Below are 15069 nucleotides of genomic sequence, written 5' to 3'. Positions count from 1 at the left end.
CGCGGCATGCGCGGCGGACACGGTCGCCGCAGTCACTTGCCGGCCTGCTTCAGGTTCATCAGGGTCAGCGTGGTGTCGGGCCCCAGGCCCGGGAACGGCACGTGGGAGAAGTGCTCGGGGGTGGGCCAGCCTTCCCAGTGCGAGGCGTTGATGGCGATGAACCAGTAGCTGTTGTAGATGGGGCTGTACGGAACCTGCTGCGCGACGATCTTCTGGAGCTCCTCCCCGGCGCTCTTCGTCACCGCGGGCTCGTTCGACCCCAGCAGCTTGCCGAGCGCCGCATCGGTGGCCTGGTCCTTCCAGCGCCCGTAGTTGGTGGCGGCCTTCTCCCCCAGCGGGCGGTAGGCCCGGCCGCTCAGCCCACTGTAGATGCCGCCGACGCCGCCGCCGAGCGTGAAGTTGATGGTGAGGTCGAAGTCGCCGGCCTGCTGCTGCTCGTACAGGTTGGCACCGGGGGCACCGACCGGCTTCACCGTGATTCCGAGGTGCTTCTGCCAGCTGCGGATCATGCTGTTGGCGTACGGGTCCCAGCCGTAGTCCTGGTTGAACGAGAGCTTCGGAGCGTAGGACTTGCCGTCCTTGACCAGCTTGCCCCCCTGGACCTTGAAGCCGCTCAGCGCCAGTTCCTTCTGCGCTCCGGCGGCGTCCACCGGCTGCACCTTGTGGCGGTACTCGGGCAGGATCACATCGCCGAAGACCTCGTCGACCAGTCCCGTGGGACCCGCCTCCGTACCGGGACGCTGAAGCATGGTGACGATGTCCTTGCGCGGAATCGTCATCGCCAGCGCCCGCCGCAGATGGACATTGTCGAAGGGAGCCTGAGCGGTGTTGAAGAAGAGAGCGTAGGTGCCACCGGTTGCGTACTTCTGATACAGGTGGCGCTTGGGATCCTTCGCCTCATACTCCTTCTCCGCGCCGTTCCAGGCGATGAGCGCCCAGTCCACGTCACCGCGCAGCAGTTGCGCCTGCACGGCGTCGCCACTGGTCGGGACGACTTTGAGCTCCTTCAGGGCGAACTTGCCGCCCCAATAGTCGTCCCTGGCGCGGAGGGTCACCTGCTGAGCTGCGAACCGCTCCAGGGTGAAGGGGCCGGTGCCCACCGGATCGGGATTGGTCCAGCTCTTGAGGTCCTTCCCCGCCCAGATGTGCTTGGGCACCATCGGAACCTGGATCGAGGCGAGCTGACCCAGTTCACTGAAGGCCGGCTGCTTCCAGTGGAGGGTGACGGTCGTGGCGTCCTTCTTGGCGACGCGCTCGTAGGTGGTGCCACCGGTGTTGAACGAGGAGTCCTTCAGCGGGATGCCCAGCGAGAACACCACGTCGTCGGCGGTCATCGGCTTGCCGTCCGAGAACTTCACATCGTCGCGCAGCTTCACCGTGAGCGTGGTGCCGGACTCGTCGAACTCCAGGCTCTTGGCCAGCCAGGGCTTGACCTTCGCACCGTCGCTGTAGTCGATCCGCGCCAACGGCTCGTAGATCAACTCGCTGTTGGGGGACTTCTGGGTGGCGGGGCCGAACATGTTGTAGTTGCGGACGAACATCGTCCCGCCGTCGGTCTTGCCGAACACGAGCGCCTGCGCGCCCTTGCCGCTCGTCCCGGCTCCGCCGGCGCCCGTCCCGGCCGTGCAGGCGCTCGCTCCCAGTGGTACGGCCACGGCCGACGCGGCGGCCCGCACGATGAAGGCTCTTCTGGTGGACATGGCTGACTCCTGGCTCCTCGTGAGGGCGGTGCAGGACGCAAAAAGACGTGCTCATACGTATGAGCAATAGCAGGAAGGGCTCCCGGGCCTCTGCTTCTACGTATGACCAGGGAACGTACGGACGTTACGAGAGTGCGTCAAGAGTGTGACGTGAAGAGGTTTTTAGGACACTGATCCACTACGGACAGCTCAACGGAGGGTTGTTGGCGGTGACGTGAGCGATCAGTTGGTCAACCGTGCTGATCGCAGGGCCGCTTGACGTCGAGAGACCGTTCTGAAGGGCCGCTGCCGGCACGTGCGCCCGCATTGACACCCCCGTGCGGCCAGCCTAAGTTGAACGCGCTTCCGGTGCGCAGCGTCAACTGCCGCCTCCCAGCTTCCGCATTGCGCATCACGACGGGACGTCGTGCATGCCTGCCTCTCCCCGCTGACGTCCAATCGTCCGATCCCGCACGTTCTCGTGGACAAGCGGGTTCCCCATCGGTCCCCCACCTCGGCCCGCCCGCGCCGACGGCTGCCCCATCGACCCCACACCTCGTAGCTCAGAGCTCAGGAGCTTCGCCATGCCGCGATCCGACCACCCGCACCTCGCATGGAGCCGAATCCCGCGCCCCGCCTACGGTGCCGACTACAACCCGGAGCAGTGGGACAGAGCCACCTGGGAGGACGATGTCCGCCTGATGCGCGAGGCCAACGTCAACCTGGTGACCCTCGGTGTCTTCGCCTGGTCCTGGATCGAACCCGGACCGGACGCCTTCGACTTCTCCGGCCTGGACGAGATCATCGCGCTCCTGCACGAGTCGGGCATCGCCGTCGACCTGGCCACTCCCACCGCGGCACCGCCGCTGTGGTTCTCCCACGCTCACCCCGAATCGCTGCCTGTCACAGCCGACGGGCGAACGCTCGCGCCCGGCTCCCGTCAGGCGTACTGCCCATCGTCACCGGCCTATCGGGAACGCGCCGCGCTGGTCACCCGCCGCCTCGCCGAACGCTACGGCGAACACCCAGCCGTGGTGATGTGGCACATCAACAACGAGTACGCAAACGGCAACCCTCACTGCTGGTGCGCGACCTCGGCCGACGCGTTCCGCGACTGGCTGCGCGCCACGTACGGAGACGACCTCGATGCCCTCAATGACCGCTGGGGCACGACCGTTTGGGGCGTGCGTTACAGCGACTGGGAGCAGGTCATTCCACCGCGCACCAGCACCAGCAGCCTCTCGCCGGGGCTGTGGTTGGACTTCTATCGCTTCAGCGACGCCGAACATCTGGCCTGCTTCCGCGCCGAGCGCGGCATCGTGCGCACCCACTCCCCCGGCCGCCCCGTCACCACCAACTTCATGGCCAGCGCGCTCCGCTGGAGCGACTACTGGCGCTGGGCGCCGGAGGTCGACATCGTCTCGAACGACCACTATCTGCCGTCCGAGGACCCCCATCGCGCCGCCGACCTCGCCTTCGCCGCTGACCTCACCCGCGGTCTCGCGGACGGACAGCCCTGGATGCTCATGGAACACTCCACCTCCGCGGTGCAATGGCAACCCCGCAACGTCGCCAAAACCCCCGGGGAGATGGCCCGCAACACTCTGACCCACCTTGCCCGCGGAGCGGACGGCGCCATGTTCTTCCAATGGCGCCAGTCCACCTACGGCCCGGAGAAGTGGCATTCGGCCATGGTTCCCCACGGCGGTGAGGACACCAGAATCTGGCAGGAGACCAAAGCCCTCGGCGACACCGTGGCCGCCCTCGCCGAGATCGCCGGCAGCACCTGTCCGCCGGCCGACATCGCCCTGCTGCTGGATTACGAGGCCATGTGGGCCCTGCAACTGCCCCACCGGCCCAGCGGCGACATGACATCCTCCGGCATTCTTCGCGACTGGCACCGCGCTCTGTGGGATCTCGGTCTGTCCTGCGATCTCGTACCGGCCCCCGGAGCACAGCGCCTCCTGCTGGTGCCCTCGCTCTACGCCTTGTCCACCGAGGCGGCCCGGGCGCTGGAGGACTATGCGGCACGCGGCGGCCACCTGGTCATCGGCCCGTTCAGCGGATTGGTCGACCCACACGACCGGGTCCACCCCGGCCCGTATCCCGGCGCGCTGCGTGACCTGCTCGGACTGCGGGTGGACGAGTACCTTCCGCTCGCTGCCGGTGAATCGGTCGGCTTGGACGACGGCTCGACCGGCCACCTGTGGGCCGAGCGTGTGCTGCCCGACCCGGGAACCGAGGTGGAGAGCCGATTCGTCGACGGGCCCGCGCAAGGAGGCCCGGCCGTCCTCCGCCGCGGCAACATCCGGTACCTGGCCACTCGCCCGGACATCTCCTCCCTGCTACGGCTCCTTCCCCAGTGGGCAGCGGCCGCCGGCTGCGCGACCCCGGTCCAGGGGGCCGGCCATGGAGTGGAAGTCACGCGCCGATCCACCCCCGACGGCAGGACCTGGCTCTTCGCCGTGAACCACACCAGTCACCCCGCGCAGGTGGCCGCGGCAGGGGTCGACGTCATATCGGGCGCCCTTTCACCGGGCGTGATCACCATTCCGGCGGGCGAAGTCGCCGTATTGGCAGAGGGTCCTCAGTGACCTCGCCGGCCGAGTCGCCGCATCTCAACCATCACATCGAAACAGTGAGGTGACCCATGAAGGTCCGTTTGCTCGCAGCTGTGGGCGCGCTTGTCCTGGGAGCGGTTCCAGGCACGGCCGCTGCGGTGACTGATTCCGCTTCCGCCAGAGCGGTGGCAGGGGACCCCACGGCCGCACAGCCAGTCCTGCTCAACCAGAGCGGCTTCAACCTCGGCGAGTCCAAGCGGTTCACTGCACCGCGGGCCGAGGACGGTGCCACGTTCACCATCACCGACACATCCGGGCGGGTCAGATACCGGGGCAAGGTCAAGGGCAGCATAGGAGATTTCACCAAGTTCAATCCGCGCGACACAGGGGACTTTGTCGTCACCGTCACAGGGGCGGCCGGCACGGGCGCGTCGGTTCCCTTCGGGATCGGTGCGTACTGGATTGACCGGGTGTCCTATCGGCGCGCCATCGAGTTCATGGCGGGCAGCCGGTGCTACTTCGGTGACTACACGCGCAAGACGGCCGATCCCGCCAGCGACGAATACGGCGCGCGCGATTGCATGAAGGGAGTGACCTGGCGTGATTCGGCTCACTATTCAAGGGAGATCCAGACACTGGTCGACATGTACCTGGCCAACCCGAGCGCATTCGACCAGATCCATGTAGACGCCGATGACAAGGGGCTTCCGGTGACACTGCCGGAAGGCACTCCGGACATTGTGCGTCTCATCTACTGGGGCGTTGAGCTGCTTTTGCAGGAGAAGGTCAACGATCCGCAGCTCAAGGAGCAGTTGGCCGCGTTCATATACGCCTATCCGCAGCTGGAAAAGTATATTCCGGCCTCGGTTTACCAGCGCGCTCGCGATCACCTCTTCGACTCGTGGGGTGACCCGGCTCGCGATCGGTACCACTGGCAGGCTTTCACCCCCCACACCGGGGACCTGTTCCAGGTGTACACACAGGTGGGAACCGGTAAGGGAGAGCTCGCACCGGGGCACTCGGTGTGGCCGAACCTGATGATGTACGAGGTGGCGAAGCGCGAAGGCCGCGATGATGCCGGCCGTTACCTGCATGCCGCTCGGAGCCAGGCCGACTGGCTGATCAACAATCTGGACGTCAAGGATCCGCGCGTCAGCAAGGGACAGCGGCAGAGCGAGTACGTGCTGATCACCGGCCTGGTGCAGTTCGCCGAGACGTATCCGGACAAGGCTCCCCACGGCATCGAGGAGTTCGTCAGGGACTGGGCTCGCATTGCCGTCGACCGCTCGGACAATCTTTGGGACTTCCGCCGGTACTCCGACGACCGCTGGACCATTCCAGCCTTCAACGGGGGCGGCGCCGACGACCCCAACGAGGTCGGAAACGTAGCCGGCTTCTCCGCGCCGGCACTCGCCGCTGCGCGGCTGCTGGGGAACGATCCACTGACCGGCCGACTCCGCGAGATCGCCACGGCACAGGTGGACAACATCTTCGGCCGCAACCCCACCGGGCGGCACGCTTCGTACGACGCGCCCAGCAAGACGGTGGGATTCGAGGGTGTGGAGCACGGATGGTTCTCCGAATATTACGGCGGCGCGGGACTGTTGGAGAATGTTCCCGGCGTGCTCGACGGGAGTCCCAAGAACGGGCACTATCCCTTCAATCCCGAGCAAGGCAATATCGGCCACACCGAGGGCTGGGTCGCCTTCAACACCGCATGGAACGAATCACTGGCCTGGCGGGCAGCCGACCAGACACAACTCAAGGTCAGCACCCGGGGCCGGGTCCCCGCACGTGTCGTACCGGGAGATACGGAGGTGCGAATCGACCTGGCGGCACCCCTGAACCTGGACGCCGACACCCTCGGCCAGGGCACGGTCGATGTGCGCGTGGGCGACCGCGCCACCAAGCGTCTGACCGTCACACAGACAGAGAAGAACTCGAAGACGTTCAGCGCCACCGTCAACCTGGCGACACTGGGTGCAAAGCCGCGCGATGCCATTACCGTGACGTACGGCCATGGGCCATTCGCGGTGTCGTACTCCTTCACGGTGGCCGGGGCGGGCCCTCAATGAATGCGTGAGGTGCCCTAAAGTCGCCGCATGAGACTGTGGACAGGGGTGGCGGTGGCTGGGGCAGCGGCCCTGGCCTGGGGCGAGTGGCTGAACTGCCGTTGGTCGCGCGCTCTCGTGGGGAACAGTGGGGGCGCTGTCGAGGCCGTGGTCGTGCTGGGTTACCGGAACCCCCAGGCGACAGCGAACCTCATCAACCGCTGGCGAGTCCGTGCTGCGATCCGCTCCGTCGACGCTGACCGTGCGCACGGCACTCGCGTGATCTTCAGCGGCGGTGCGACCAGCGGTGGGGCCGCGGAGGCCCAGTTGATGGCCGACTACGCGAAGTCGGTGCTCGCGTTCGACGGCACAGTGGTCCTCGAAGACCAGTCCAGGACGACTTGGGAGAACATCACGAACGTGATCCCACTGCTTGAGGACGTCGACCGCATCAAGATCGCCTCCCAGCCGGCTCACGCCCTCAAGGCCCGCGCGTACTTGCGGCGACAGCGCCCTGATCTTGCCGAGAAGCTGGTGCGCGCGGATGACTACCACCCGGGTGAGTGGATGGTCGTCAAACCGCTGCTGGCTCTGTACGGGCTGCGGACACTCCGCGGTCTCAAGGCCGACGAACGGAAGGTCTCGCTCTAGACAGCCGCTGTCGCGTCGGGGTTCGCTATCGTCCGTTGCGCAGCTTGAGAATGTATGTCGCGGTAAGCGCAACGGCACGGTCTTCGTCATGTGACAGATCCGCGAGGGCACGTGCCGTCGCGTTCCCCGGGATGTCCGCGAGCGCCTGTGTCAGCCGTCGGCGTACGGACGATCCAGTGGTGGCGTGGGCGAGACGGTCGACGAGCCCGGTGGCGATCTGATCCGCCAAGGCGGGATCAGTCGCCAGCGTGCTCAGTGCGTCGGCTGCGTCGGCGTCGCTCCTCTCCTCGACGATCATGTCGATGAGCGTCGGGACGGCGTCGGCCACGCCACGTGTCCCGAGCGCCAGAGCGGCGTACCCGCGGACCACGATGTCGGGGTTCGTGAGCGCGCCCCGCAGCAGCGCGGTCGCCTCACCGTTCGGAATCTCGGCGATGGACTGGACGGCACGTTTCCGCACCTCGGCCGCGGGTGAACCGAGGCCCTTCGCCAGCAGTGCCGCCCCGTCCTCGCCCGATTGCGCCAGAGCCCAGCGAAGGGCTCCGGCGACGTTCGGGTCCGACTCGCTCAGCACGGCCTCGACCAGTGCTTCCACCGGCACGGGAACCTCCTCGACCGCGGACAGGGCCGCGCGCTGCCGCACCCCCGCGCTCGATGACCCCAGCGCCTGGAGGAGCGCGACGATCTGGAGGACGCCCTCCCAGCCGGCGGGTTCCGCGGCACCGATCCGACGGAGTCGTGTGAGCAGCTCCGTCTCCGCCACGATGCGGTCTCGCGTCTGGCGGATGAGGTCGTCGACGAGCTCCGCGGGCGCGAAGCCGGGGTCATCGAGCGCGCGCTTGACGTCGCCCAGCGACAGCCCCAATGACCGCAGGCTCTCGATGTGGAAGATTCGCCGGATGTTGTCGCTGGAGTACTCCCGATAGCCGGATTCGGTACGACCCGTTGGCCGCACCAGGCCGAGCGATTCGTAATGCCTGAGCATGCGGGCGCTGACCCCGGACCGCCGCGCGACATCACCGATCAGCACCGCCTACCGCCCCTCCTGGCCGGGCCCACCGAGCGCTACGGTGCGCTTCGCCTCCTCGATCGCGAACTCGAATCCGGCGTCCGGGTCGCGCCACAGCCGTTCCGTGGCGATCGCGTGCGCGCGCACGCGAGGGTCGGGATCCTTCGTCGCGGCGCCGAGTGTCGGCAGCATCACCTCCCCGAGCGCGATCAGCGCCCGGCTGAGGCTCAGCTGCGTCTCGCGTTCGCCGCGCCCGAGCTGTGCCGCCAGCGCTACGGCCAACTCGTGCTCCTCATCCTCGGGCACGAGCACGACCGCCGCCCGCCAGGCGCTCCGGGCCACCTCGTCGTCGGCGTCGGACAGCAGCGCCGGTGTGATCGCCGGCCACGCCTGCCGATCCCCGATCTTGGACAGCGTGTGCAACGCCTGGCTCCGCGCCTGCACACGCTCCGAGCGGACTTCGTCGAGAAGCAGCGGGACCGTCATCGATGCCGCATGGCGGGTGAGTGCCCACGTCAGCATTTCACGCACGGAGAACTCGGGTTCGACCGCGCATCGCCCGATGAGCGCACCGATGAACCCCGGGTCCGGGGTCGTGCCGACCGCCAGCGCCGCCTGTAGCCGGACCGACGGGCTGTTGTTCTCCAGCGCCTGGAGAGCCTGCGAGGTCATGAGGACCACCTCCTTGACACAGTGAAGGCCTTGTCACTGTGTCAAGGTCAAGCGGAGCCAGGGGTGCGTCGGCGTCAGGGGCGACGCGTGGCCGTCATGACTCGCCCTTGGAGATCAGCCGCCACTCGTGGTCATCAGTGGGAGAGCACTTGTAGATGCCCAGACGTGCGTCGTTGCCGCCGAAGTCGGGCTTCTCGCCCCAGACCTCCAGGCACCGCTGGTCGCTGGCGTAGTTGTGGATCCAGAACGTCCGGTTGCCGCCCAGGTTCTCGACCCACCACAGCTGGTTGTCCTGGAGCGTGAGGTTGCAGTGGGTCTGGTTGAGCCCGGTCCTGCTCGGCTGGCTGCCGCGGCCGGGCAGGTCCAGGCACAGGCCGCTCTTCCTGTTCTTGATCACGACGAGATTGCGGCCGTTGGGTCCCTTGCCCTTCTGTGCCAGGACGAAGTCCCAGACCTGGTTGTCCGCGTCCCAGTCGTCAAGGCAGTCGTGCTGGAGGACCACGCCGTCGAGCTTGCCTGTGCCCGAGCCGGGCAGGTCCGCGCACCGGCCGGTCGAGACGTTCTTGAGCTGGAAGTTCGTACGCTGGTCCGGGGCGATCACATAGGGCTTGCCGGCCGTCACCACCTTCTTCGCCCGAGGCTTCGGCGTCTCGCTGCTCGGCTCGGGCTCGGGCCGGGACTTCGGCTGCTCGCTGCTCGGCTCGGTCCGGGGCTTGGCCGTCGGCGAAGGGGACTCGCTCTTCTTGGCGGTGGGCGGGGCGGGCGACTGGGCGGTGTACGTACCGGGGCCCTTCTCCTCGAGCTTCGGGACCGTCATGCCCGAGGTGCGTTCGGGCGCCGCCTCGGTCTTGTCATCGTCGTCATCGGCCCCGAAGGCCAGGAACGGCAGGGTTATCAGCAGCGCGCCCGCGATGGCGGCGGCGGCAAGCAGCGCCTTGGTGGGACGGCCCGAGGGGGGCTCGTCCTCCTCGCCGACCCCGGTGTCGGCGCCCGGGGGGTAATCACCCACGGCCGACGCCATGGCGTCGGCGGATCCGCGGCCGTCCGCGTGGCCGTCGGCCTCGGCGGGCGGTACGTCCGGAGCCGCGGGAGTGTCCGGCGCCCCGGCCTCGGACGCCGTGGTGGCCCCGGCGGACGCCGTGGTGGCCCCGGCCGCGCCTGGTGTCACGGACGGGGCGGACTCACCAGCCGACGCGGACTCGCTCGACGAGACCTTCGGCTGCTCGGCGGTGTCCGCTTCGGCCGCGGCGCCCACGGCACCGGCAGCGCCGGCCGCGCCCGCCTTACCGACCGGATCGGTCGCGCCGGTCTCCGTGCTCGCCGTGCTCACCGTACCCAGCGGTGTCAGCGCGGAGGGATCCGGCGCACCGGCGGTACCCGGCAGGGTGACGGCGCGGCGCACCACGGGCCCCTTGGGGTTCGTGGGTTCCTGACTGGACATCATGTCTCCTTTATCCGTTCGTGTTGTCCATGCGTGGCGGCCGACCGGTCATCGGCCGACGCCGGGCCGGGGTCGGGCGGCGGGGTCCCCGCTCTCCCCCAGCGGTCCGTCGCACATCTCCGGCCATGGGAGGAGCCCCGGTGCGACGGGGTGACGGCGCAGCGCCTCGTCCAGGCGGTCGAGCGCGGCGCGGTCGTGGTCATCGAGCCGCGCGTCCTGCGGTACCGCCCCGGCGGCGGACGGGGAGGACGCGGTGGCGGGTACTTCTCGCAGCAGCACCAGCGGGGCGCCGTCGGTCTCGCGGACATCGAGCACCCGAAGCAGCGTCCCGGGGGCGAAGACGACCTCGTCCCCGCCGGAAGCGGAGCCGGGGCGGCCGGTCAGCTGGCGCGTGCGGCGCCCGGTGACCGACCAGATGGCGTACTGCGCGCCGGCCGGGCGCGGCGCCCCGGCCCCCAGCGGCAGCGCACACACCGGCCCCGGGTCGCGCAGCAGGGTTCCGGGGACCAGCCCGCCGTCCGCCTCGTGGGTACGGCGGCACGCCAGGCCCCGGTAGGACGGCAGGCGCCGCAGCGCGGAGGCCACACAGGCGGCGTACGGCAGCAGCCGCTCGTCGCCCGTACGCAAGCCGCGGGCGAGCGCGGCATGACTCAGCCGCGCCGCCGGGGTGTCCGGGGCATCGGGGTCGTACGAGGTCTCCAGGTACACGTGGAGCGCGATCAGGTCGATGCGCGCCGCCTCCTGTTCCGCCCCGCGCAGCGCGGGCATCCGGGTGAGGGCGCGGGTGACCGCGGCGCTGTGCCGCTCCCACACCGCGTCCGCGAGCGCCCGGAAGGCGGTCCGCTCGGCCTCCGTACTGACATGTCCCGGCAGGAACGGAACCGGCGGCAACGGCCGGAGGGGCACGGACGGCGTACGAGCGGCCAGGGGCTCGGGAGTCGCGGGGGTCACGGGAGTCGTGGGCCCGGGCGCCGTGGCCGACGGGGGCCCCTGCGTGGACTGCGACACCGTGGTGGACAGTGGGGCCGCCGGGGGTACGGGGGGTGCCGGTGGCTCGGCAAGCGCCGGTGGCTCCGAGGACTCCGGGCTCGCCGACGGGGTCCGCGTGGCCGGGGTCGCGGGGGTGTTCCGCGCCGTCTGGGGGGCCTGGCCCTGGGATGGGCGCGACAGCGGGGTACCCGGTTGGGTGGGCCGACGGGTCAGGGGGGATGCCGACGGGGCGCTGTCCCCGTCTCCGGCACCGTCGGGCGGGCTCTGCGACCGGAGCAGGTCCAGCATCGCGTCCAGTCCCATCGGGGGCAGCGACTGGCTTGGCTGGTCCGGCTCCATCGGGGGTGGGGGCGTGTTGCTCCCCGTCCGCAAGGGGCGTCCCGCTCCCGGGGGTTCGGGCCGCTCGGGGTCCCGTACGCGGCCGGAGCCCGGCGCCTTGCTCAGGCCAGAGCCCCCCGTTCGCGGCCTGGGGGGCTCCGGGGATCCTGCCCCTGCCCCGGATGTGGCGGACGCGGCAGGCTCGTCGGGCGCGGCGGAGGTGTCGCGCGCGGCCGGGGCCGGGGCCGCGCTGACCATCGACGGTCGCGTCGATGGGAGCGCGGGGCGCGGATCCTCGGTGGCTTCCGGTGGCGTTGCTTCCGGGAGCGTTCCCAGGGACATCGGATCGCGCTCGTGGTCCGGCTCAGGCTCCGCCTCCGCGGCCGGGGCGGACGCGACCGGCGCCGGGCCGGACTCCGTCGGCGCCTGGGCGGACTCGGCGGGGGCCGGGCGCCGCACCTCGGGCCTGGCGGGCGCGAGGCCGGCCCCGAAGCGGAGCGTCCGCAGGCCGTGTTCCGCGGCTGTGCGGCGCAGTTCGCGGCCACCGTCCGCGCACGTACCGAGCACGAACAGCCTGGCCCGGCCGCACACGTCGGCGCCGAGTCCGCCGAGCAGTTTGGCCAGCACGGGGTACAGCGTCGCGTCGATCGGCCGCCCGGGATGGCCCAGTTCGATCGCCGGTCCTTCGGGGTCCACCGCGCGGGCGGTGGCCGGTGGCGGCTCGCTCTCGGTGTCAGTGATCCACAGGCCCGCCCGGGTGACCGTGACCCGCCACTGCTCGGAGAGGCGTATGGCACCGTGTTCCGCGCTGCCGCGGCCCGGAACGGGCGGGCTCCAGCGCGACAGGCGGGGGCTCGGGGCGGTCTCGCCCTCGCGCGCCGGGGCGCACACCACCGTGTCCACGAACGGCTGCCAGCGGGGCGCGCCATCGGCGCCGACGAGCACGGACCGCACCGTGCCGGGCTCGGTCGGGATGCCGTAGGACATCAGCGGCATGCCGGTGCGGACGAGGAGTTCGACGCCGAGCGAGTCGGCAACCGACTGGCTGGTGCGCAGGATGTCCCGAGGGCCGCCGGGTGCGAGCCGGACGCGGGGCCTGACGGCCTCGGGGAGGGCGGTGAGGAGTTCGGTGAGGTCGCCCGCAGGGATGTCCTCGTCGTGTGGCGCGCCCAGCAGCACGGTGGGGCCGCGCGGGTCGGCCGGTACGGCGTAGCAGAGGTCGTCGGGGTGGGGCGGGATCGCGTCCCGGGACCGGACCAGCACGCCCGCCGGGATCTGCTCGACGGCGTATCCGCCGGAGGTGCCGACCGGCAGGTACTCGACCGCGGGCTGCCACGCGGGGGCCGGCTGGCGCGAGCCGATCCGCACCGGTTCCGCCCCCGGCGCGAAGCGCCACCATCCGCCGCGCTCGCCACCGCCGCGCCGGCCGCCCCGGCCCGGGCGCCGCTCCGGTACGAACAGACTGCCGCCGGGCACCACGACGGCGACGCCATCGGGGGCGATCACCTCGATCTCCCAGGCGTCGGCGATCCGGCGGGCCACGGCGGGCTCGTCCGGCCGGTCGTCGCCCGCTGCCGCCAGGACGAGCCGGACCACTCCGACGCCGTCCGAGCGGAGCGAGTCGAGCACCCTGCCGAGCCGCGGCCACAGCTCACCGGCCGACGACGCGTCGGCTCCGGCGACCACCGTCACGGTGTGTTCCGGGTCGGCGGAGAGGGCCCGGGCCAGGTCGGCGACGTCGGAGGTGGACAGCGTGTCATCCGCGGGAGAGCGGAGCAGCATGACACCGCCGTGCTCCTCGACGAGCAGCGCCCCGCCCCGCCCGCGGCTCTCGGGACGCTCCAGCGTGTCCAGCGTCGTGACGGGCGCGGACGGCGCGGGGTCGGCGGCGGGCCCGGTACGGGCTCGGGCACCCCGCCCGCTGAACCAGCGGGCTCGGGCGCCCCCGGAACGGCTCACGCCTGTCCTCCTCGTTCTTCCCGGGCACCGGCCGATGTGGCTTCGGCCTGATCCGCTTCGGCCTGATCCGCATAGGCCCGTTCGCCCCCGTCCGTCTCCTCCGCCGGGGCGCTTTCCACGGCCGCCAGCGCCGCCACCAGCTTGTCCGTGACCAGCACCATGCTCACCGCGGCGGAGCTGTTGACGGACAGGTTGTGGCCCTCGGGGATCCGGTCGAGGACGTCGGCGATCCGCACCCGCTCGAACCCCAACGGGCCGGTCTTGTGGAGGTGGCGCGCCGAGGTGTAGATCGGGACCACTGCCGTGCCGTCGGCTGCCGACGCGCTCACCGGCCGGCCGTCCGCCGTGACCAGCATCGCCAGTTCGGCCTTGGCCAGGGCGGCGGTGACGTCGTCCGCCGGGCCGTAGCCGGTGGTGGCGAGCTGGACGGCGCGGTCCACGTCGTCGGTGGGCTCGGGCCAGCCCCGCGCCCCCGGCGATGGCACGTAGTCCTCGTTGGCCTGCCACTCGACGATCTCGCCGTTGTCGTCGGAGCGCCACTGGCCGACCACAGCGAACTCGGGCGGCGGGGCCTCCCCGCGCCAGGTGGGGTCGGTCAGGTAGAGCCAGTGGTTCGGCGCCGCCTTGGCGGCCTGGACGAACTCCTCCGGCGGTGCGGGGTCAACCGTGGCGGGGGTAGTGGCCTCGCCGTTGGACTCACTCATCGTGTCCTCGCTTACTGTCGTGCTGTTCTGACGCCCGCGTGGGCGTCCCTTCACCGGTCTGAGCTGTCATCGCCGTCGTCGCTCTCCGCCCCCTCCTCGGCCCCGTCGTCTCCGTCGTCCAGCTCGGCGAACAGCGCCAGGGCGTGCTCGTCGGGGAAGAGCCCGTCGCGCGCGACATGGGCCCGCAGCTCCTCCTCGGTCAGCGGATAGACGTTCCGGTACCGGTACCAGCCGTCCACGTAGTCCGGGACCTCCGGGTGGGCGACCTCGTCCAGGAGGAGCTGGGCGCCGGCCATCACCTCGTGAAAGCTGTGGTGGTCCGCGGCCCCCATGACGCTGACCAGCCCGGCCCTGATCAGGCCGAGGTCCACAGGGAGGCCCGTGAGGCCCGACATCCGGGCGACGCACACCAGGATGAAGTAGGAGCTGCCCGAAGTACCGGTCAGCACCAGACCGCCACTCTCCTGGGCACGCGCCTGGAGTTCGGCGGACATCGGCAGTTCCTGGGACAGCCCGGCGGGCCTCCAGCGCAGTTTCCCATCCCTCACCCCAAGCAGCCATTCGTCCTGGCTCAGCGGGGGCCGGACGTCCTCCGGCCGCAGCGGCGTCGACACCATCGCCACCAGGTCCTCCATCTCTTCCGCTATGTCCTCCTCGTCAAGGCCCGCCGCGCGGAGTTCCGCCTGCATCTCCTTGTAGCGCGTGTACGCCTCGGTGTTCCGCCGGTCGTCGCGCTCCGCCTTGATCACGGGATGCCTGCGCACCTTGCCCCCCGTGAGGTCGGGGATGAGCCCGTTTTTCGCCCCGGAGAAGATGAAGTCCACCCTCTCGCGCACATTCCCTGACTCCACGACCCTTGCCAGGCTTTCGAAGGACGCCCCGACCGCCCCGACTTCCGCCGGATTGTCGCTGCCGAACTTCCGGTAGTCCGCCCCGTTGTGCAGGGCAAGGACCCAGAACGCCCGCACCACCTTCGCAAGCTCCGCGTTGATCCGCTCGTTGGCCGCCAGGTACGTGGCCAGCCGATGCTCGTA

General features: G+C 70.2%; 10 protein-coding genes (1 of these 10 only partly in view). 3 read left to right on the top strand and 7 right to left on the bottom strand.

Annotated features, from left to right (window positions below; translation table 11 throughout):
* Window positions 1-32 precede the first annotated feature (32 nt).
* Window positions 33-1700, bottom strand: coding sequence for an ABC transporter substrate-binding protein (locus ACH4S9_RS18140; protein WP_398372864.1), 1668 nt, complete (start codon window positions 1698-1700; stop codon window positions 33-35).
* A gap of 563 nt (window positions 1701-2263) precedes the next feature.
* Here ACH4S9_RS18140 and ACH4S9_RS18135 point away from each other — a divergent pair.
* The 3 genes from ACH4S9_RS18135 to ACH4S9_RS18125 are packed head-to-tail and all read left to right on the top strand — an operon-like array spanning window position 2264 to window position 6942.
* Window positions 2264-4273 carry a beta-galactosidase gene (locus ACH4S9_RS18135; protein ID WP_398372862.1) on the top strand — a complete coding sequence of 670 codons (2010 nt, stop codon included), beginning with the start codon at window positions 2264-2266 and terminating at the stop codon, window positions 4271-4273.
* Window positions 4274-4329: 56 nt separating this feature from the next.
* Window positions 4330-6315, top strand: coding sequence for a hypothetical protein (locus ACH4S9_RS18130; RefSeq protein ID WP_398372860.1), 1986 nt, complete (start codon window positions 4330-4332; stop codon window positions 6313-6315).
* 27 nt (window positions 6316-6342) lie between these two features.
* A complete protein-coding gene (locus ACH4S9_RS18125; protein WP_398372858.1) occupies window positions 6343-6942 on the top strand; it encodes a YdcF family protein in 600 nt (199 codons plus the stop codon).
* A 25-nt stretch (window positions 6943-6967) separates the two neighbouring features.
* Here ACH4S9_RS18125 and ACH4S9_RS18120 read toward each other — a convergent pair whose 3' ends face one another.
* From ACH4S9_RS18120 to ACH4S9_RS18095, 6 genes are all read right to left on the bottom strand, one after another.
* On the bottom strand, window positions 6968-7972 hold the full coding sequence (locus ACH4S9_RS18120; RefSeq protein ID WP_398372856.1) for a HEAT repeat domain-containing protein: 1005 nt from the start codon (window positions 7970-7972) through the stop codon (window positions 6968-6970).
* A 3-nt stretch (window positions 7973-7975) separates the two neighbouring features.
* Window positions 7976-8623 (bottom strand): HEAT repeat domain-containing protein, encoded by a 648-nt coding sequence (locus tag ACH4S9_RS18115; RefSeq protein WP_398372854.1) that lies wholly within the window; start codon window positions 8621-8623, stop codon window positions 7976-7978.
* 94 nt (window positions 8624-8717) lie between these two features.
* The gene (locus tag ACH4S9_RS18110; RefSeq protein ID WP_398372852.1) at window positions 8718-10064 is read right to left on the bottom strand and encodes an RICIN domain-containing protein; all 1347 of its coding nucleotides are present in this window, start codon (window positions 10062-10064) and stop codon (window positions 8718-8720) included.
* A gap of 48 nt (window positions 10065-10112) precedes the next feature.
* Window positions 10113-13331, bottom strand: coding sequence for a hypothetical protein (locus tag ACH4S9_RS18105; RefSeq protein WP_398372850.1), 3219 nt, complete (start codon window positions 13329-13331; stop codon window positions 10113-10115).
* Complete coding sequence (locus tag ACH4S9_RS18100; protein WP_311721711.1) at window positions 13328-14035, bottom strand: type VII secretion system-associated protein; 708 nt, start codon at window positions 14033-14035, stop codon at window positions 13328-13330. Before ACH4S9_RS18100 ends, ACH4S9_RS18105 begins: the two co-directional genes overlap by 4 nt.
* A 50-nt stretch (window positions 14036-14085) precedes the next feature.
* Window positions 14086-15069, bottom strand: the 3' portion of a protein-coding gene (locus ACH4S9_RS18095; protein ID WP_398372847.1) for a lonely Cys domain-containing protein. 60597 nt of this gene lie beyond the right edge of the window; 984 of the gene's 61581 nt are visible here — the last part of the coding sequence; its start codon lies beyond the right edge, outside the window — the gene reads right to left on this strand; it ends in the stop codon at window positions 14086-14088.

This window comes from Streptomyces sp. NPDC021225, assembly GCF_044332865.1.
Classification (GTDB): Bacteria; Actinomycetota; Actinomycetes; order Streptomycetales; family Streptomycetaceae; genus Streptomyces.
This window is presented reverse-complemented; position numbering and strand designations above follow the sequence as displayed.

Bases quoted from the DNA above. Each gene is read 5' to 3' on its own strand.
- ACH4S9_RS18100 (WP_311721711.1), bottom strand. From the start codon at position 14,035: ATGAGTGAGTCCAACGGCGAGGCCACTACCCCCGCCACGGTTGACCCC.
- ACH4S9_RS18140 (WP_398372864.1), bottom strand. From the start codon at position 1,700: ATGTCCACCAGAAGAGCCTTCATCGTGCGGGCCGCCGCGTCGGCCGTG.
- ACH4S9_RS18110 (WP_398372852.1), bottom strand. From the start codon at position 10,064: ATGTCCAGTCAGGAACCCACGAACCCCAAGGGGCCCGTGGTGCGCCGC.
- ACH4S9_RS18135 (WP_398372862.1), top strand. From the start codon at position 2,264: ATGCCGCGATCCGACCACCCGCACCTCGCATGGAGCCGAATCCCGCGC.
- ACH4S9_RS18125 (WP_398372858.1), top strand. From the start codon at position 6,343: ATGAGACTGTGGACAGGGGTGGCGGTGGCTGGGGCAGCGGCCCTGGCC.
- ACH4S9_RS18115 (WP_398372854.1), bottom strand. From the start codon at position 8,623: ATGACCTCGCAGGCTCTCCAGGCGCTGGAGAACAACAGCCCGTCGGTC.
- ACH4S9_RS18130 (WP_398372860.1), top strand. From the start codon at position 4,330: ATGAAGGTCCGTTTGCTCGCAGCTGTGGGCGCGCTTGTCCTGGGAGCG.